We start from the raw sequence: 18,621 nt of genomic DNA, 5'->3' as shown, positions 1-18,621 counted from the left end.
CGGGGACGGAGGGTGTGTCGGTGGCGGCCCTCCCGCAGCCACCGGCCCACCGTCCACGGTGCAGAACCCGCGTCGATCCTCATCCCTCCCGAGGATCGATCGCACTCCGGGCAAGCGCAGCTCCGTCGTCGACCCGCCCACCGGAATCCGAGCCGGAACCCGGGAGCGACCCCGGGTGGGAACCGTTGCCGGATCCCGGTGAGCAGGCCCCGGCCGCGCCGTGCAGGGTCGTGGCGGAAGCCGAGCCGGCGAGGGCTCGTCCGCGCAGGCAACCGTGCAGGGCGGCAACGCCGCGGGCGGCGGCGACGTTCAGCAGGACAGGACGATCGGCGACCCCGGTGCGCGAAACGGTCAGCGGGGTGAGGAAGGGGACGAAGAGCGCGGGTGCCGCAACGTCCATCAGGTCCGATCCCTCTGGGTCGAGCGTTGCCCCGGACAACGCTGGCGGACGTTGCTACCTCACCTGACGTACTGCCACACGATGGCGGCGGAGAGTTTCCTCTCCGCCGCTCACGCGTTCTGGTCGGTCCAGGCCCCCTGACCGGCCAAGTCGGTCAGTCCAGGCCCCCCTCGACCGACCGTGGATGACGTGCCCCCACCCCATCCATCCGTTGCATCGGGAATGGAGCGCCGGTCGTTACACAGTTCTGAGCAATTCCGTAAAAATTGCGCAAAGGTGCTCGGGACATCCCTTTTCCGCACCCGCCGACTGTCCGTCGGCCCGTCAACGCGGCATCCGGTGCCTGAGCGGTCAGCGGATGGCGGACCAGGCTTGGTGGGCGGCGCCGAGCAGCCCGGCGTTGTCGAGCTGGGCCGGCTCCACGGTGAGGTCGGTGACGAAGGGGAGCTGAGCCAAGCGCTTGACCCACGCCTGGACGGGGTCGAACAGGATCGGGCCGGCCTTGGAGACGCCGCCGCCGATGACGACCGTGGTGAGGTCGACGGTGACCGCGGTGGCGACGATGCCGGCGGCGAGCGCCTGGGCGCCGTCGTCGAACGTCGCCAGCGCGAGTTCGTCCCCGGCGGCCGCGTCGGCGGCGAGTACGGCGGCGTCGACGTCCTCGCCGGAACGCCAGCCGCGACGTTGGGCGCGGGCAACCATCCGCGGCCCGCTCGCGTACACCTCGACGCATCCGAACGACCCGCAGGCACACGCCTCGCCGTCCAGGTCGACGACCACGTGACCGATGTGCGCGGCGTTGCCGGACTGACCGATCAGTGGCTTGCCGTCGACGACCAGTCCGCCGCCGACCCCGGTCGACACGACGATGCCGAGCAGCGTGTCCACGTCCCGCCCGGCCCCGGTCCAGAACTCACCGAGCGCGAAGCAGTGCCCGTCCACGCCGAGCGTCACGGGTACGTCGCCGACCAGCGCCCGGACCCGGTCGACCAGGGGGAAGTTCCGCCAGCCGCCGATGTTCACCGGCGAGACCAGTCCGTGCTCCTGGTCCAGCGGACCTGCCGAACCGATGCCGACAGCGAGCGGCTCGGCGTCGCCGCGGACCCGGTCGATCAGCTCGCTCAGCGCGGCGAACACCAGGTCCGCGTCGCCCGGCGGGGTGAGGATCCGGTCCTCGGTGAGGATGCGGCCGTCCGCGGACACGAGAGCGGCGGCCATCTTCGTGCCGCCGATGTCGATTCCGAGAACCGTGTCCTGCTCCGCCTCGATCCGAGGAGTAATCACCGCAGCGTCGCTCATCGTCCCCCCGTCAGTGCCGGTGCAGGTTGTCAGGTTGGTTGCTGTCACCCGGATGCTCGAGCCCGCGGACGAGCTGGACCCGCTCGTGCATGGCCGCGTTCAGCCACCGCGCGAACGCCTCCAACCGGGCGCTCTGCAGTAGTTCGCGATGCCAGCCCGCCACCGGTACGCCGGGGTCGGCGGGCGGCTCTTCACCCAGTACGTCGGCCGCGTACGCCAACTGCTCCGCCGGAATCCGTACGTCCGCGCTCACCAGCGCGGCAACCCGCCGTACCGCGTCCGACCCGGCCAGCGCCGCGGCGGTGATCGAGCCCACCGCGATCGCCGTCGCCACGTCGATCGCCTCCGGTTCACTCTCAGCGCGCTCCCCGGTGGGAGTTCCGCGGCGGCGGAGTTCGTCGAGGCACAGTTGTTCGGTGATGACGACCTGGGCGACCCAGCGGGTGAGCTGGCGACCCTCGCGGCTGTCCGGGCGGGGGAGTACGCAGGCGGCGTCGCCCGCCCGCAGCACCGCGAGCCGCTCGTCCAGCAGCGCGCGGGGCACCGGTTCACCGTTGAGGTACGCCATCACCTCCGGCGGCGCCGCCGGCGCCAGGCTCTCCCCACCGTGCCCATGTCCATGCCCGTGGCGATGACCGTGACCGTGACCGTGGCCGTGGCCGTGGGTGGGCACCGCGGTGGTGGCGGCTGTCACTGGATCTCCAGGCGGACGGTCGGTGCGTACTGCGCGCGGCCGAACCACATCACCTTCGGCAGGACCCACGCGTGCGCCGGCGTCGCATCGGCCGGAGCCGTCACCGGCACAGGAACCGTGACCGACGACTTCGGCGGTACGACGACCAGCCGCACCGGCTCCGGCAACCACGACCACGTCCCGTACGGCGACGCCAGCTGCAACTCGGCGCGGATCTCGGAGGACGTGGTGTTCGCGAACTCCAGTTCCAGCGTCTCCGACGTACCGGGAGCCAGCCGCAGCTCCTGCGTCGACGGCGTCACCGTGAGGCCGGTCGGCCGACCGGGCTCGCCCTCGGCCGCACCCGCGCCGTGATCCGGTGCCTCGGTAGGCGGCATCCCGAATCCAAGTGTGGCGGTCAGCTCCGGGCTCTCGCCGACGAACACCGTCACGACGTCCTCGACGGCCGTCACACCGGCACCGCCGGCGAGCTCGTCGGTCTTGGTGAGGACACGAGCCGCGACGAAGTACTGCCCCTGTTCGCAGTCCTCCGGCGGGTGGACGTACGCAAGGTGCCGGACGTAGCCTCCCGGCTCGAGCCGTACGTGCCGATCCGGTTGATCAGTGGTCCACCCGTCCGGGAGTGCGATCGTCAACACTCCTTCGGCGGGAGTGTCGGCGTACTGGTTCGCGATCACCATCGAGAGCTCGAAGCGCTTGCCCGCCGTGCGCGCCACGGTCGGTGAGACCGACAAGCTGACCGGCAGGAAGCCCATCTGTGCGGGACCCCGGTTGTGCAGCCAGTAGCGCGCGTACGACGGCTGGGCGAGCTCGCTCGGCTGACCCAGTACGGCGGGGGTCGCCGGAGCCGACCCGTCGACGGTCAGCACGAACGTGTCGACGGCGGAGCCGGCCAGGTCGACCGTGAAGTTGCCGTCGGCAACGTCGATCGGTGCGGCCGGGTTCTCCAGCAGATCGGCGTGGTGGGCGCCGGTGATCGGAAGCGCCGAGGTGACGGTCGCGGTCGAGCCCAGGCCGGTCGCCTCGATCAGCCGCAGCGTGACACCGTCCCGCCGGTCGGCCGGGACACCCGACCCGCGGGCGATGGGGTTGCCGGCCGGCTTCAGCGTGGAGACCAGCACGTCGCGCTCCGGGCTGACCTGGAGCAGCGAGTGGGTCGCCGGCAGGGTGCCGTCGTGGGCGGTGGTGGTTGCCGCGAGCAACGGTGAGGAGAACTCCTGGCCGCGGCTCGGCAGCTGCTGCGCCCGCCAATCGCCTTCGCCGGTGGTCAACGCGTACCGGAACTCGTGCGTCCAGTGCTGCAACTGGAACGCCGACCCGTCCGGCGCCGACCGCCGCGGCGGATCGATCCAGATCCCCGACGGCCAACCGGTGCACGACCGCATCAGCGAGGCATGCAGTGCGCCGGTCGCGTCCACCGCGAACCCGGGCAGCCCGTAGGTCAGCAGCGCAACAGTCCGATCCTCGAACTCCTCGATCACACCCTCACCGGCAACAGCCGCAGTCACCCGCGCCTCACCCAACTCCCGCACAGCCGCCTCAACGGCATCCGCCGTCGGCAACACCAGAGCCGGAATAGCCCGAGCATCCCGCACATCCGCATTCGGCTGCCAAACCTCACTCAAAGCGGTCCGGGGTGGCACGAACGCCGCGCCCTCAACTGCCAGCTCTTCGTCAAGCAAGGACGAAGCTGCGCCTACCAGGATGCGGAGGTCGGGGAGGTTGGAGTCGACTTTGAGGTGGCCGTAGCGGGAGCCGCCTCGCAAGGAGGTGGTGGCGGTGACGCCGACGCGGGCCAGGGCTACTACCAGGTCGCGGACCTCGGCCGGGTCGGAGTCGTCGGGTACGACGATCTCGGCGACCGCGACCGGACGGGTGCCGACGTGGTTGCCGGAGGCATCTACCAGCTCGATCCGAGCCGTGGAGCCGAGACCGAACCAGGTGTTGGCGGGGTTGTCCAGCGTCCACGGCGCCTCGGCGCTGTCGACGTCGATGAGGCCGAATCCCCGTCCGACGACGGCCCCGGCGACCTCGCTCAACGGGAGCGCGCCGGGTACGTCGGCCGGGAACTTGACCCGGACCAGCCGGTCCGACTGCGCGTGGTCCAGGATCCGGGTGGTGAACTCGATCCGGTCGAGACCGTCGTACACGGCGACGATTGCCTCGTACGAGATCCCGTCGACCTCGCCCCGGCTGACGATCCGGCTGCCGAGCGGTCCGGTCTGCGTGAACACCTTCGCCGGTGCCTCGCCCGATCCCACCACCGGACCTGAGGGGATCAGGTGCCACGGACCTTCGCCGAAGCGCGGGTGATCCGGGTACTCCTCGTAGACCCGCAGTTCGTTGCCGAGACCCTTGAGCACCTGCCGGCCGGTGCGCTTGTCGACGATCTGGCTGACCCCACCGCCGCGCGACGGATCCACGGTCACACTGAAGAACTCGTTCTCGACCGACTCGCCCGAGTCCGCCGGTCCCCACGCGCCCGCGGCTCCGGACGCCAACCGATACGTGCGCCAGCCCAGTGACGGCACATCCTGCGCCAGGAACGTCAGCTTGTCGCCTTCGACCACGGAAGGAACGTCGGCGCCGGCGTCGTCGACGATCCGCCAGGCGGCCTCGGACGACGGAAGCTGCACGGTGACCAGATCGGTTCGGGTGAACGACAGCGTGTTGGTGACGACCACCGCGTGGTCCCCGTACGCCGAGGTGTCGATCCGCGCCGCGAACGCCTCCAGCGACGCGATCCGCGCGGCGTCCGACAGGTCGTGCGCCTCGCGCCATCCGGTGACGAGGTCGATGTAGACCTGGTCCGACTCCGACCCGGTGATCGCGTCGTGGTGAGCGCCGTACGCGAGTTGCCGCCAGACCTTGTCCAGCGACGCCTCCGCGAACCGGCCGAGCCCGAGCAGGTCGGCGTACGTGCCGAGCTTCTCCGCGTCGACCGCCGCCACCTCGGCCGCACGCTGCGCCTGCTTGGTGTCGATGTACGACACGTCCTTGCCGGTGTAGATCGGGTTCATATCCCGTGACTGCGGTGACGGCCGGCGGCCGGTCTCGGCGAGTTCGGCGCGGACCCGGTCCATGAAGTGCTTCGTCGTACCGCAGATGAACTTGGGCCACGCGTAGCGCGCGTTCCAGTCGTGGTGCAGCGCGGTGATCCAGTTGTTCGGCGGCGTGTAGTCCCCACCGACCGGCAGCAACGTGTTCTTCGTCGCCGCGACTGTCTTCAGCGTGGCGAACAGCTGGTACGCCGTGTCACCTGCCGCCTCGACACTGGGCGCGTGCTGCAGGTCCCAGCCGGGGCCGTAGTGGTCCGGCATGTAGTGGGTGAGTACGCCGTCGCCACTCGGGCTGATCCACTCGAACTCGCTGTGGAACTGCATGACGGCCGCGGTGCCCGCCTTCGGATCGCCCCACGCCTGCCGCAGCGGCCCCCACTGGTGGAACGGCCCACGCGCCCAAGCTGACCCGGTCAACCCGGCCTTGGCCAGGTACCCGGGGAACTGCGGGTCGTGGCCGAACACGTCCAGCTGCCACGCGTTCTGCGGGTCCCCGCCGAGGATGTCGCGCTGGTACCCGACGCCGTACACGATGTTGCGGATTGTCGTCTCGGCGCCGGTCAGGTTGGTGTTCGGCTCGTTGTAGGTGCCGCCGATGATCTCGACCCGGCCCTCGGCGATCAGCCGACGCAGAACGGCGCGGTTCTCCGGGAAGGTGTCGAAGTACGGCTTGAGGTAGTCGAGCTCGGCCAGCACGAAGCAGTACGCCGGGTCGCGCAGAGCCAGCTTGAGATGCGCGTCGACCAGGCTGAACGCGTTGTGGGTGTACAAGGGCCGGGTGGTGCCGTCCGGACCCTGCAGGTCCCAACTGGTGGTGTACGCCGCCTGGGTGTTCCACCAGACCGGGTCGTAGTGGAAGTGCGACACCATGACCATCGTCCAGCCCGGCTCGGCGATCACCACGGTGCCGCTGTCCGAGGCGACCTCGACGCCGTCGGCGGCGACGGTCACGGTTGCCGGGACGCTTTCGCCGTACTGCGTGCGCAGCGGAGCCGCGACGTCGAGCGGGACCTCGACCCGGATCGGACCGTCGCCCGGCGGGAGGTCCGCCGTACCGGAAACGCCGTCCCCGGCGACTCGCACGGACAGCGCGCCGTCGCCGGCGGAACGGGTCAGTTCCACCCGCAGGAGCTGGCGGGGATCGTCGTCGCTGCCGGCGAACAACTCGGGCGAGGAGACGTGGGTGATCTGTACGGTCACGGTGTCGGGCTCCGTCGGAGAGCGGTCAAGGTCGAGAGACAACGTTATCCGTAGTCGGCCCGGACAGCGAGAGGTCATTTCCGGGAACCCGCGCAGAACCTGCGGGAGTACGCTCAAAATCCCCGATGACAACCCCTGACAACGATCGCCCTGGCGGCCCGGGCGACTGGTAATTATTAGCTGTCCGTGACGGCTCTGCACCGGCGACGGCCGACGTCGGGTGGCGGGCGGACCCCCGGCGCGAGAGGGTGTGGGGATGAGTGATCACCTGGAACGTGATGCTGCCGGCGCGTTGATCGTCGGCTTCGACGGGACGACCGCATCGGACGAGCTGCGCCGCGCGGTGGCGGCCGGGCTCGGCGCGGTGATCCTGTTCACGCGCAACGTCTCCGACGCCGAGCAGGTGGCCGCCCTGACCGCGGACCTGCGAGCCGAGCGGCCCGACCTGGTGATCGCGATCGATCACGAGGGCGGCGAGTTCAGCCACCTCGCACCGGCCAACCCGTGGCCGCTGGCGTCGCCTCGGCTCCTCGGCGACCTCGACGACGTCGACCTGACCCGCGCGTCCGCCCGGGACGCCGCCGCGACGCTGGCGAGTCTCGGCATCGACCTGATGCTCGCGCCGTCGGTGGACGTGAACAGCAACCCGGCGAACCCGATCATCTCCACCCGCTCGTTCGGCACCACCGCCGACGTGGTGTCGCGGCACGGCGTCGCGTTCGTCGAAGGCGTGCACGAGGCCGGGATCGCCGCCTGCCCGAAGCACTTCCCGGGCCACGGCGACGTCGCCGTCGACTCCCACCTCGACCTGCCCCGGGTGGACCGGTCGATCGAGGAGGTGACCGCCGTCGAGCTGGCTCCGTTCAAGGCCACCATCGCGGCCGGCGCCGACGTGGTGATGAGCGCGCACGTCGTGTTCTCGGCGTACGACGACCAGCCGGCCACCCTCTCGCACCGGCTCCTGACCGGACTGCTCCGCCAGGAACTCGGCTTCACCGGGGTGATCACCACCGACGCCCTCGAGATGCAGGCGATCACCAAGAACAGGTCGATCGAGGACGCCACGGTCGCGGCCGTCCGGGCCGGGGCCGATCTCGCCATGATCGCGGTCGGCAGCGCCGACCCGCGCGCCCTCACCGCCCGCCTGGTGGATGCCGTCGGCAACGGTTCGCTCGACGCCGAGCGGCTCGCGGACGCGGCCGGCCGGGTCCGCGCCCTCGCCGCCACGTTGCGGAGCCGCACCCGGCAGCCCGGTCTCGACGGCGCCCCGATCCGCGAAGTCGCCACTCGCGTTGTCGCCGGTCAGACCCTTCCGGCGCTCGGCGGCGCGCCGTACGTCGTCGACCTCACCCAGGGCGTGCACCCGGCCTGGAACCCTTATTTCAGTGGGCTTCCGGAGATCTTCAGCCGCATCGCACCCGGGTCGGACGGCGTCGTCCTGCGTGGCGAGCACAGGATGCTGGAGGGCGCCGGGACCCAGTCCGAGGGCGCGATCGAGCGCGCCGCGGCGGCCGCGGCCGGTCGTCCGTTGGTGATCGCGGTGCAGGACGCCGTACGTACGCCGTGGATGCGTGAAGCACTGGCCACGTTGCTGCACAACCGTGGTGAGGACACCGTGGTCCTGTGCACCGGCATCCCGGAGGACAAGGAACTCGTCCCCGAGGGCGTCGCCGTCGGTACGACGTCCGGCCGCAACCTGGTCGTGCTCGAAGCGGTCGCCCGGGCTCTCACCCGGGCCGGCAGCTGAGCTTCAGGTCGAGCGCGTTCTGCTCGACGTAGTTCAGCGCGTGCCGGACGGCGCCGACCGACACGATCGCGTCGCCGAGGGACGAGACGGCCACGCGCGGCGGCGTACTGGTGTAGCCGGCCAAGTGCTGCTCGATCTCGGGCAGCAACGACTTGGCGGCCTCGGCGACGGCACCGCCCAGCACGACCAGTTCCGGGTTGAACAGGATGCCGAGCGTGGCGACCACCCGGGCGGTTCGGGCGGCGATGTGCTGAAGGATGTCCATGGCAACTTCGTCGCCGGCGTCCGCGGCGCTGAAGACGAGTTCGGCGGTGACCGGCCGGTCGTCGGCGAGCTCCCGCAGTACGGTCTCGACGGCCGGGTCGGCGACCGCCGCGGCGCCCCGCTCGCGGGCGATCCGGGCGATGCCGTGGGTGTCGCCGACACCTTCGACCAGCTTGAGGTAGACCATCTCACCGGCGCCGCCGCGACTGCCGTGCAGCAGCCGGCCGGAGTCCATCAGCCCGGATCCGAACCGCTCACTGGCCAGGAGTACGGCGAGATCGTCGACGTTGCGGCCTTCACCACGCCAGTGCTCGCCCAGGGTCGCGAGGTTCGCGTCGTTCTCGAGCAGGACCGGCCAGCCGTGCAACTCGGTCAGCCGCCGGGCCAGGTCCGCGTCGAAGCGCCGCCAGAACTCGTCGTCGGCCAGGATGTTGCCGTCCCGGTCGACCGGGGCCGCGACACCGGCGCCGGCGGCGAGCACGTGGTCGTCGGTCACCTGCGCGGTCTCCAGCGCCTCGACGACGGTCTCGTGCACGAGTTGGGTCCGCTCGGCCGGGGTCTTCTCACCCGACACCGACCGCACCACCTTGGCGATCGTCTCGCCGCGCAGATCGGCGACCAGCACGGTCGTCTTGCCCGCGCCGATGTCGATCCCGAGCACGGACCCGGCGCCGCTGTTGTACTCGAACCGCCGCGACGGACGCCCCACCGAGGTGTCGTCGCGGCCGGGGTCGAGCTCGACCACCCAGCCCATCGCGATCAGGTCGTTGCAGACCGCGTGCACGGTCGCGCGGGTCAGGCCGGTCGCCTCGATCAGGCCGGTTCCTGTCATCACCCCCGCCTTGGCGAGCACGCCGAGTAGCTTCCCCGCATTGACCCGGCGCAGCATCGGCGGCGTCGCGGTGGGCGGAGTAGCCGATGGTCTCGCCATGGAAGCCCCTTGACCTGTCGTCGAACGGAAGCGCAGAATACTGCAGAATCTAAATTTAGAGTCTATATAAACAAGCCGGCATTGTCGCCGCAACCGCCCGGAAACCTGGACCCAGCGCCTGCCGACCCAAGTGAGGCCTTCTTGACCAGCATGCAGCCGACCACGACCGACCGAGACTGGTGGCGCCAGGCCGTCGTCTACCAGATCTATCCGCGCAGCTTCGCCGACTCCAACGGTGACGGCGTCGGAGACCTGCAGGGCATCATCAGCCGTGTTCCGTACCTCGCGTCCCTGGGTATCGACGCGGTCTGGCTGAGCCCGTTCTACCCGTCGGCGCTGGCCGACGGCGGGTACGACGTCGACGACTACCGCAACGTGGACCCGCGGCTCGGCACCCTCGAGGACTTCGACCAGCTGGTCGCCGCACTGCACGAAGTGGGCATCAAGCTGATCGTCGACATCGTCCCGAACCACACGTCCGACCGGCACGAGTGGTTCGTGGAGGCGCTGGCCGCTCCGAAGGGCTCGCCGGCCCGGGAGCGGTACATCTTCCGCGACGGCCGGGGCGACGAGCCGCCGTCGGACTGGGACTCGGTGTTCGGCGGCTCCGCGTGGGCCCAGGTCGAGGACGGGCAGTGGTACCTGCACCTGTTCGCGGCCGAGCAGCCGGACCTGAACTGGGAGCACCCGGAGGTTCGCGCGGACTTCCTGAAGACACTGCGGTTCTGGTCGGACCGCGGTGTCGACGGCTTCCGCGTCGACGTCGCGCACGCGCTGGTGAAGAACCTGTCCGAGCCGTTCCCGTCGAAGACCACGCTGCCCCGTCAGTCCGAGTCCAACGGAGCACACCCGCTCTGGGACCAGGACGGCGTACACGAGATCTACCGCGAGTGGCGGAAGGTCCTGAACGAGTACGACCCGCCGCGCTCGGCGGTCGCCGAGGCCTTCGTGCCGGCCGCGCGCCGGGCCCGCTACGCGAGTGCGGAGGGGCTCGGGCAGGCGTTCAACTTCGACCTGCTGCAGGCGGACTGGGAGTACGAGAAGTTCCGTCAGGTGATCGAGGACAACCTCGCGCTGGCGGAGCAGAACGGCTCCTCGTCGACCTGGGTGTTCTCCAACCACGACGTCGTACGGCATGCGACCCGCTACGGGCTGCCGAAGGACCCGTCCGGTCTCTGGCAGGACGGGAAGGCGTGGCTGCTCAGCAACGGGACCGAGCCCACGGTCGACGTCGAGCTCGGGCTGCGGCGGGCGCGTGCGGCGACGCTGCTGATGCTGGCGCTGCCAGGCTCGGCGTACCTGTACCAGGGTGAGGAGCTGGGTCTGCAGGAGGTCGGTGAATTGCCGGCGGCGAACCTGCAGGACCCCGCGTACTTCCGGTCCAAGGGGGCGGAGAAGGGCCGCGACGGTTGCCGGGTGCCGATCCCGTGGACGATCGACGGGTTGTCGTTCGGCTTCGGCTCGGGTGGTTCGCACCTGGTGCAGCCGAAGTGGTTCGGCGGCTACTCGGTCGAGGCGCAGGAAGGAGACCCGGACTCGACACTGAGTCTCTACCGCAAGGCTCTCGCCGTACGGCGTGGGCTCCAGGCCAGCAACTCGCTGACCTGGGTCGACGGTGCTGACGAGGTGCTGCACTTCGTGCGGCCCGGTGGCTGGCAGTCGATCACCAACTTCGGTGCGGCACCGGTCGAGTTGCCGGACGGCGCGGTGGTGCTGTCCAGCGGTCCGCTCGAGGGCGACAAGCTTCCGGGGGACACCACCGCCTGGCTGATCTGAACCAGGACCACCCCGTGCGGCAGGATTGGGGTTGTGAATCCGACGGTTGGTGACGTTGTTGCTGTGCTCGATCGGCTGTACGACCCGGCCTGGGCGGAGAGCTGGGACGCGGTCGGGCTGGTGACCGGTGATCCGGAGCAGCCGGTACTGCGGATCCTGTTCGCGGTGGACCCGATGCGGGCCGTCGTGGACGAGGCCGTCGCCGGTGACTTCGACCTTCTCGTCACTCACCATCCCCTCCTGCTGCGCGGGGTCAACAGCGTCGCCGCGACGACGCCCAAGGGCCGCGTCGTGCACGACCTGATCAAGAGCAACACGGCACTGCACGTCTGTCACACGAACGCCGACAACGCGAACCCGGGTGTCAGCGACGCACTCGCGTCCGCCCTCGGCCTGCGGGACACCCGTCCGCTCAAGGCCATGCCGTCGGACCCGATGGACAAGCTCGTCGTGTTCGTCCCGGTCGAGGAGACCGAGGCCATGCTCGACGCGCTGTCGAAGGCGGGCGCGGGCCGGATCGGGGACTACGAGCGAGCCGCCTGGAGCGCGACCGGCGAAGGGACGTTCCGGCCGCTCGAAGGCGCCAACCCGACCATCGGACAGGTCGGCGACATCGAGGTGGTCGCGGAGAACCGGCTGGAGCTGATCCTGCCGCGTCGCAACCGCCGCGCGGTCGTCGAAGCGCTGAAGGCGGCGCACTCCTACGAGGAGCCGGCCTTCGACATCTACGAGTTGGCCGCATTGCCGAGTGAGCGTGGCGGCGGGCGGGTCGGCGTACTCCCGGAGCCGATGCCGCTGACGGACTTCGCCCGGCTGGTCGCCGACAGTCTCCCGCGGACTGAGCACGGCGTCCGGATCTCCGGAGATCCCGACCGGACCATCTCCTCTGTCGCCGTGGTCGGGGGAGCGGGCGACTCGGAGTTCGACCGGGTCCGCGCGGCACGCGTCGACGCGTACGTCACCGCGGACCTCCGTCACCATCCGGCCACCGAGGCCCGGGCGTACGACGAAGGGCCGGCACTGGTCGACGTCGCGCACTGGGCCAGCGAGTGGCCGTGGCTGCGGGATGCGGAGCGGCTCCTGCTCGAAGGGTTGGCAGAGCAAGGCAGTACCGTGGACACTCACATCTCGACGCTCCGCACGGACGCGTGGAACCTGCGGCTCTGAGTCCGCGGCACTGACAACTGAACGAGCTAAGGAGCCGACTCTGAACGCCGAGCCCGCTGTCCAACGCCGGTTGCTGGACCTGCAGGAACTCGACCTGCAGCTGGATCAGGTCGCCCACAAACGCAAATCGCTGCCGGAGCACAAGGCGCTGGCCGAACTGGCCGCGGAGAAGGCCGTGGTCGATCGCGAGCTCGTCACCGTCGACACCGAGGTCAGCGACCTGCAGCGGGAGCAGAAGAAGGCCGACAGCGACGTCGAGCAGGTGCGCCAGCGCAAGGCGCGCAACCAGCAGCGGCTCGACTCCGGACAGATCAGCTCGCCGAGGGACCTGGAGAACCTGCAGCACGAGATCGGTTCGCTGGACCGGCGGATCGCCGACCTCGAGGACGCCGAGCTCGAGGTGATGGAGAAGCTGGAGGCGGCCGAGGCGGTGCAGGCCGACCTGCGCTCCCGCGCCGAGGCGTTCGCCGGCCGGCAGGCCGAGCTGGAGTCCAGCCGGGACGCCGCGCTCAAGGAACTCGACGAGCAGCGCGCGCAGCTCGGTGACAAGCGGTCCGCGGTCGCCGCCGAACTCCCGGACGCCCTGGTCACGCAGTACGAGAGACTCCGAGAGCGCAACGGCGGGATCGGCGCCGCGCCGCTGGTCGGCAAGCGGTGCATGGGGTGCCGGATGGAGCTGGCGCCGTCCGACCTCACCCGGTTCAAGGCGGCCGCGCCGGACGCCGTACTGCGCTGTGAGGAGTGCGGGCGGATCCTGGTCCGGACGGCGGAGAGCGCGGTATGAGCCCAGATCATGTCGTCGTCGAGGCGGACGGCGGATCGCGCGGCAACCCCGGACCGGCGGCGTACGGCGCTCTGGTCCGCGACCCGGTGACCGGCGAAGTCATCGCGCAGACCGGGAAGACGCTCGGGATCGCGACCAACAACGTCGCCGAGTACTCCGGCCTGATCGCCGGCCTCGAGCTCGCCGCGGAGTACGCGCCGAACGCCTCGATCGAGGTGCGGATGGACTCCAAGCTGGTGATCGAGCAGATGGCCGGCCGGTGGAAGATCAAGCACCCGGACCTGCAGCCGCTCGCGATCAAGGCACAGGGACTGGCGCCGTTCGGGACCGAGTGGACCTGGGTGCCGCGGGCCCAGAACGCGACGGCCGATGCGCTGGCGAACATGGCGCTGGACGGCGTACCGATTCCGCTGAAGCCCGAGACGGCCGCGCCCGGTCCAGCGGTGGCGAAGGAGCCGTCGGATCTGCAGAAGGCGTTGCAGGGTTGGGGTGCGCAGGCCGAGCCGCCGACGCAACTGATCTTCCTGCGGCACGGCGAGACACCGCACACCGTGGAGAAGCGGTTCTCCGGCTCCGGCGGCGACAACCCGGGACTCAGCGACACCGGGCGGGTGCAGGCTCAGGCGGCCGCGGAGTATCTGTCCCGGATCGGCGGAGTGGACGCGCTCGTCACGTCGCCGATGCGGCGGACCCGGGAGACGGCCGAGATCGTCGGCGCGGGCCTCGGGCTCGAGCCGATCGTCGACGAGGGGTGGGTCGAGGTCTCGTTCGGTGACTGGGACGGGCACACGTTCGCCGAGATCCAGCAGAAGTGGCCGGACGCGCTGAACGCCTGGATGGAGTCGACCGCGGTCGCACCGCCCGGCGGTGAGTCCTTCGACTTGTGTGCCCGGCGGGCGCGGTCGGCGCGGGACGGACTGCTGGCCAGGTACCCCGGGAAGACCGTGGTCGTCGTCACCCATGTCACGCCGATCAAACTGATGGTCCGGTCCGTGCTGCAGGCTCCGATGAGCTCGCTGTTCCGGATGGAGTTGCGCCCGGCAACGGTGACCGAGATCCATTGGTACGCCGACGGCCTGGCCTCACTGCGTTCGTTCAACGTGCAACCCTCGCTAGTCTGAGGCCTGGACGCGATCAGGACGGAGAGCTCACGTGCCTTTGCAGAGGGTTCATTTCGCCGACGAGGTGCCGGAGGTGTTCCGGGCGTCGCTGCAGGACATCCGGCGTGAGCTCGAGGTTCCGGCCGAGTTCCCGCCCGAGGTGGTCGCGGCGGCCCTCGACGCGGCGAAGAACCCTCGCCTGCCCGACCTGGACCGCACCGACATCGACTTCGTCACCATCGACCCGCCGGACTCGATGGACCTCGACCAGGCGGTGCATATCGAGCGCGCCGGCCACGGGTACACGGTCCACTACGCGATCGCCGACGTGGCCGCGTTCGTCCAGGCCGGTGACCCGATCGACCGCGAGGCACGCCGCCGTGGCGAGACGCTCTACGCGCCCGACAAGCGCACCCCGCTGCACCCGCCGGAGCTGTCCGAGGGCGCGGCCTCGTTGCTGCCCGATCGGGTCCGTCCCGCGCTGCTGTGGACGATCTCGGTCGACGCGAACGCCGAAACCACGAACGTCGTCTGCGAGCGCGCGCTGGTGAAGTCGCGCGCGAAGCTCAACTACGCCGGCGTCCAGAAGGACCTCGACGCGGGCCGGGCCTCCGAGTCGCTGCAACTGCTGCGCGAGGTCGGCCGGCTCCGTGAGCAGCGCGAACTCGAGCGCGGTGGCGTCAACCTGCCGATCCCGGACCAGGAGATCGTCACCTCCAACCACGCCTGGGGTCTGGAGTTCCGGGCGCCGCTCCCGGTCGAGGGCTGGAACGCGCAGATCTCGCTGCTCACCGGGATGGCCGCCGCAGATCTGATGATGAAGGGCCGGATCGGCATCCTGCGGACACTGCCGGAGTCGCACGACGACCTGCGGCGCAAGCTGGGCAGCACCGCCAAGGCACTCGGGATCTCCTGGCCGGAAGAGACGTCGTACGCGGCGTTCATCCACGGGCTGGACCCGAAGGTGCCGGCGCACGCGGCGATGCTGGCGGCCTGCACGGTGTTGTTCCGCGGTGCCGGCTACAGCGCCTTCTCCGGTGGCGTGCCGGAGCAGCCGGAACACGCCGCGATGAAGGCGGAGTACGCGCATGTCACCGCGCCGCTGCGGCGTCTGGTCGACCGCTGGACGAGTGAGATCTGCGTGGCGTTGTCCGCCGGCGCCGAGGTGCCGGACTGGGTCCGCGAATCGATGGACGAGATCCCGAAGATCATGGACGAGGCCGGGCGGCGGGCGAACGCGTACGAGCGGTCGATCGTCGGCATGGTCGAGGCCGGTCTGGTGGCCGACCAGGTCGGCTCCGTGTTCGACGGCGTCGTGACCGAGGTCGACCAGCGCGACGACACCCGCGGCATCGTCGTCCTGTCGACGCTGGCGATCGAGGGCCGGGTCACCGGTACGACGGCCCTGCCGCTGGGTCAGGCGGTTCGGGTCGAACTCGTCGAGGCCGACATCGCGAAGCGTTCGGTGGCGTTCGAACTAGTTTCCTAGGTAGTCCTCGACGGCCTTGGTCGTGCGGTCGAGGTCGCCGGTGGCGAGCAGGTCGAGCAGCGCCCCGCGGAGCATGGCCAGGACCGCCGTACGGCGTGCCTCGGCCTCGACGGTGCCCGGATCCGGCTGGCTCGCCTTGAGGAGTTCGAGCCAGTCGTCCACGGTCGAGCGGGCGTAGTCCGCCCATGGGCCGTCCGGTGCGACGAGTGAGCGGCCGTAGGCCTCCACCCAGAACTTCATCAACGGCCGCCGTTCGGGCGCGGCCAGCCAGGTCCACAGCTCCCTGGCGACCACGGTCAGTCCGGGTGGTTCGTCGTACCGGGCGTCGAGCTGGCCCAGCAGGTCGAGTTCGTCGGCTCGGGCGCGGGCGAGGAGGGCGCGGATCAGGCCGTCCTTGCTGCCGAACAGGAACAGCAGCACGCGCGGGCTGGAGCCGATCGCCGTCGCGAGCGGGCGGAGCGACAGGTCGGCCAGCCCGTGGGTGAGCGAGTACGCGTAGGCGCGCTCGAGCAGTTCCTGCTCGCGGGCGGAAGGGGCTGGCTTCGTGGTCGGCACGAGGCTAGTATCGCCTACTGAAACACTCGTGTCAGTAGATTGGGTAGACAGGATGAGTCGCACAGGCGTGGTCAGGAAGCTGGGGGAGCCGGGGGATCTCGGCTGGGTGGTGCAGGCACATGGCGAGATCTACGCGGCGGAGTACGGCTGGGGTCTGCCGTACGAGGCGCTGATCACGCAGATCGTCTCGGGCTACGCGAACGACCACGACGATGCGCGCGAGGCCGCGTGGATCGCCGAGGTTGACGGGAAGCGCGCCGGCAGCGTCTTCTGCGTCCGCGGTCCGGACGAGGCGACCGCGCAGCTCCGGCTGCTCCTGGTGACGCCGGAAGCCCGCGGGCTCGGGCTCGGCGCCCAGCTGGTCGACACCTGCCTGGCATTCGCCCGCGAGGCCGGATACAAGCGCATGGTGCTGTGGACCAACGACCCTCTGGTCGCCGCCCGCCACATCTACCTGGCCCGCGGCTTCCGCCTCACCTCGTCCGAGCCTCACAGCTCCTGGGGTCAGGAGCTCGTCGGGCAGACCTACGAGCTCGACCTCGGCTGAAACGAAGTCAGGTGCTGCAGGCGGGTGCGCCGGGGGTCGGGGTGCGGTAGATGGAGTGCGCCAGGAATGTGGTGACGTAACCGTTCTGGACACGGAGGGCGTGGCGGGGACCGGCGCTGCCGAGGGGGAGGTACTTCCGGAGCGGCCAGGCGAGGTAGTAGGCGCCGTAGTCGGTGAAGTTGTAGTGGCGAGTGCCGGGAATCGTGGCGCACCACGACGTGTTCGTGCTTGCTTTGAGCAACGACAAGGTGCGGTCGCGGCCCTCGTCGCCGCGGGCGTCCGGGCCGCACACACCGGTGACGCACGAGTCATCAGCGCCGAGCAGCAGAATCGGCGCCTGCACGCCCTTCGTGACGGCCTCGCCGTACGGAACGCCGTCCAGGTCGACGGCCGCCGCGCATCGACTGTCGGTCCGGCAGGCCTCGAGCGCCGCTGCGCCACCGAACGAGTGGCCGACGTACGACGTGCCGATCCCGGAGTGGACGCTGTTCGGCAACTGCTTGGCCACCGTCGCGCCGGCGAACCGGGCGTCGGCGGCCCACGTGCCGACGAGGCGATCGCCTGCCTTCTCCAGGTCGTCCGGCTTGGCCGCCTCGGTGCTCTCGACCTTCTGCCCGCCGAGCACGGTGAGGTCCGCGCTGTACGTCGGGGTCACGCCGGCGACCAGGTACCCGTGACTCGCGAGGTCCTCGGCGAGGCTCGCGTACATCGGTGCCGACAAGCCGAGGCCCGGCATGAGTACGACGACCGGGAACCGGCCGGGCGCGACTGCCACCCGGTCGAACGCCGGGTCTCGCAGCGAGTCGAACGGTCCTTGGAAGTGCGCTGCAGGTGGTTGCAACTGCAGGTCTCTCCACAGCCCCGGTGCATACTGCACCCTGCGACCGGTCGTGCCCTTGGCCACCGGGTGCCAGAGCCACACGGACAGCCTTCGCTGCCCCTCGCCGTACGGATCCTTGCGAGCAGTGTCGGTCCACTCGAACGTCCGCCGGCCGACCAGGTAGTTGCCGGTCGGCTCGGGCAACGACACCGGCTCCGACCGCTGGACCGCCACCCAGCCGACGTACCCACTCCCGGCGAGCAACACGAACAGCACGAGGATGACGATCCCCGTACGCACCCGCCGTACCCCACGCCTCGCCACACCCCAAGCCTGCCACCAAACCCCCACCCACGCGTGGGTCGGTTGCTGATGTGGGGGGAACGGGCCGGTCTGTAAGCCGGATTCTGTGGTCGGCGATCATCCATCTACGGTGACCGTTGCCGGGCACCTCCAGCGGCCTACCCGCGAGCTCGGGCGGGCAGCCCTCGAACGCTCGCGCGGACGGTGGTCTCCCACCGCCCTTCTTGGCCTTGCTCCACGTGGGGTTTACCGAGCCTCCGCAGTCACCTGCGGAGCTGGTGGTCTCTTACACCACCCTTTCACCCTCACCCGCACTCCGGTGAACCACGGGGTTCACCGAAGCCGCTGGCGGTCTGCTTTCTGTGGCACTGTCCCGCGGGTTGCCCCGGGTGGGTGTTACCCACCACGCTGCCCTGTGGAGTCCGGACTTTCCTCGGCGCCCACCGGGGTGGACGACGCGATCGCCCGACCGACCCGTTCCTGGTG

Annotated in this window: 14 protein-coding genes and 1 other RNA gene; 7 read left to right on the top strand and 8 right to left on the bottom strand. The window is 70.2% G+C overall.

Translation table 11 applies throughout. The features are described from left to right. Nucleotides 1-79 precede the first annotated feature (79 nt). From ACYVOK_RS20575 to ACYVOK_RS20560, 4 genes are all read right to left on the bottom strand, one after another. Nucleotides 80-400 carry a hypothetical protein gene (locus tag ACYVOK_RS20575; RefSeq protein WP_460664097.1) on the bottom strand — a complete coding sequence of 107 codons (321 nt, stop codon included), beginning with the start codon at nt 398-400 and terminating at the stop codon, nt 80-82. Between the two features lie 351 nt (nt 401-751). Next, complete coding sequence (locus tag ACYVOK_RS20570) at nt 752-1,699, bottom strand: ROK family protein (RefSeq protein ID WP_460664096.1); 948 nt, start codon at nt 1,697-1,699, stop codon at nt 752-754. A gap of 10 nt (nt 1,700-1,709) precedes the next feature. Further along, nucleotides 1,710-2,393 (bottom strand): DUF7158 domain-containing protein, encoded by a 684-nt coding sequence (locus ACYVOK_RS20565; protein WP_460664095.1) that lies wholly within the window; start codon nt 2,391-2,393, stop codon nt 1,710-1,712. Continuing rightward, complete coding sequence (locus ACYVOK_RS20560; protein WP_460664094.1) at nt 2,390-6,652, bottom strand: glycoside hydrolase family 38 N-terminal domain-containing protein; 4,263 nt, start codon at nt 6,650-6,652, stop codon at nt 2,390-2,392. The genes ACYVOK_RS20565 and ACYVOK_RS20560 overlap by 4 nt, the downstream gene beginning before the upstream one ends. 256 nt (nt 6,653-6,908) lie before the next feature. On the opposite strand from ACYVOK_RS20560, the gene nagZ reads away from it, so the two are divergent. Next, nucleotides 6,909-8,399, top strand: a complete 1,491-nt coding sequence (gene nagZ / locus ACYVOK_RS20555) for a beta-N-acetylhexosaminidase (protein ID WP_460664093.1) — start codon at nt 6,909-6,911, stop codon at nt 8,397-8,399. Here the strand turns inward: nagZ and ACYVOK_RS20550 are convergent. Further along, the gene (locus ACYVOK_RS20550) at nt 8,380-9,594 is read right to left on the bottom strand and encodes an ROK family protein (protein WP_460664092.1); all 1,215 of its coding nucleotides are present in this window, start codon (nt 9,592-9,594) and stop codon (nt 8,380-8,382) included. The genes nagZ and ACYVOK_RS20550 overlap by 20 nt on opposite strands. Before the next feature lie 150 nt (nt 9,595-9,744). Here ACYVOK_RS20550 and ACYVOK_RS20545 point away from each other — a divergent pair, with 150 nt between their 5' ends. From ACYVOK_RS20545 to ACYVOK_RS20525, 5 genes are all read left to right on the top strand, one after another. After that, the gene (locus ACYVOK_RS20545) at nt 9,745-11,370 is read left to right on the top strand and encodes a glycoside hydrolase family 13 protein (protein WP_460664516.1); all 1,626 of its coding nucleotides are present in this window, start codon (nt 9,745-9,747) and stop codon (nt 11,368-11,370) included. A gap of 33 nt (nt 11,371-11,403) precedes the next feature. Further along, on the top strand, nt 11,404-12,537 hold the full coding sequence (locus ACYVOK_RS20540) for a Nif3-like dinuclear metal center hexameric protein (RefSeq protein WP_460664091.1): 1,134 nt from the start codon (nt 11,404-11,406) through the stop codon (nt 12,535-12,537). A gap of 70 nt (nt 12,538-12,607) precedes the next feature. After that, entirely contained in the window at nt 12,608-13,321 is a 714-nt protein-coding gene (locus ACYVOK_RS20535) for a zinc ribbon domain-containing protein (protein ID WP_460664090.1), read from the top strand. Next, the gene (locus ACYVOK_RS20530) at nt 13,318-14,442 is read left to right on the top strand and encodes a bifunctional RNase H/acid phosphatase (RefSeq protein WP_460664089.1); all 1,125 of its coding nucleotides are present in this window, start codon (nt 13,318-13,320) and stop codon (nt 14,440-14,442) included. Before ACYVOK_RS20535 ends, ACYVOK_RS20530 begins: the two co-directional genes overlap by 4 nt. A gap of 31 nt (nt 14,443-14,473) precedes the next feature. Then, nucleotides 14,474-15,910, top strand: a complete 1,437-nt coding sequence (locus tag ACYVOK_RS20525; RefSeq protein WP_460664088.1) for an RNB domain-containing ribonuclease — start codon at nt 14,474-14,476, stop codon at nt 15,908-15,910. Here ACYVOK_RS20525 and ACYVOK_RS20520 read toward each other — a convergent pair. Continuing rightward, nucleotides 15,899-16,465, bottom strand: coding sequence for a TetR/AcrR family transcriptional regulator (locus ACYVOK_RS20520; RefSeq protein WP_460664087.1), 567 nt, complete (start codon nt 16,463-16,465; stop codon nt 15,899-15,901). The two genes, ACYVOK_RS20525 and ACYVOK_RS20520, sit on opposite strands and share 12 nt — an antisense overlap. 52 nt (nt 16,466-16,517) lie before the next feature. Between ACYVOK_RS20520 and ACYVOK_RS20515 the strand changes: the two genes are divergently transcribed. Next, complete coding sequence (locus ACYVOK_RS20515) at nt 16,518-17,012, top strand: GNAT family N-acetyltransferase (protein ID WP_460664086.1); 495 nt, start codon at nt 16,518-16,520, stop codon at nt 17,010-17,012. 7 nt (nt 17,013-17,019) lie between these two features. On the opposite strand, the gene ACYVOK_RS20510 is transcribed toward ACYVOK_RS20515, so the two are convergent. Further along, nucleotides 17,020-18,156 (bottom strand): alpha/beta hydrolase, encoded by a 1,137-nt coding sequence (locus ACYVOK_RS20510; RefSeq protein WP_460664085.1) that lies wholly within the window; start codon nt 18,154-18,156, stop codon nt 17,020-17,022. A gap of 56 nt (nt 18,157-18,212) precedes the next feature. Beyond that, an RNA gene (gene rnpB / locus ACYVOK_RS20505) (RNase P RNA component class A) lies at nt 18,213-18,612 on the bottom strand. Between the last annotated feature and the right edge of the window lie 9 nt (nt 18,613-18,621).

The organism is Kribbella swartbergensis, from assembly GCF_054784135.1.
This window is presented reverse-complemented; position numbering and strand designations above follow the sequence as displayed.

Excerpts from the sequence above, each read along its gene's own strand:
- ACYVOK_RS20575 (WP_460664097.1), bottom strand. The coding sequence starts at position 400 with ATGGACGTTGCGGCACCCGCGCTCTTCGTCCCCTTCCTCACCCCGCTG.
- ACYVOK_RS20570 (WP_460664096.1), bottom strand. The coding sequence starts at position 1,699 with ATGAGCGACGCTGCGGTGATTACTCCTCGGATCGAGGCGGAGCAGGAC.
- nagZ (WP_460664093.1), top strand. The coding sequence starts at position 6,909 with ATGAGTGATCACCTGGAACGTGATGCTGCCGGCGCGTTGATCGTCGGC.
- ACYVOK_RS20550 (WP_460664092.1), bottom strand. The coding sequence starts at position 9,594 with ATGGCGAGACCATCGGCTACTCCGCCCACCGCGACGCCGCCGATGCTG.
- ACYVOK_RS20545 (WP_460664516.1), top strand. The coding sequence starts at position 9,745 with ATGCAGCCGACCACGACCGACCGAGACTGGTGGCGCCAGGCCGTCGTC.
- ACYVOK_RS20530 (WP_460664089.1), top strand. The coding sequence starts at position 13,318 with ATGAGCCCAGATCATGTCGTCGTCGAGGCGGACGGCGGATCGCGCGGC.
- ACYVOK_RS20515 (WP_460664086.1), top strand. The coding sequence starts at position 16,518 with ATGAGTCGCACAGGCGTGGTCAGGAAGCTGGGGGAGCCGGGGGATCTC.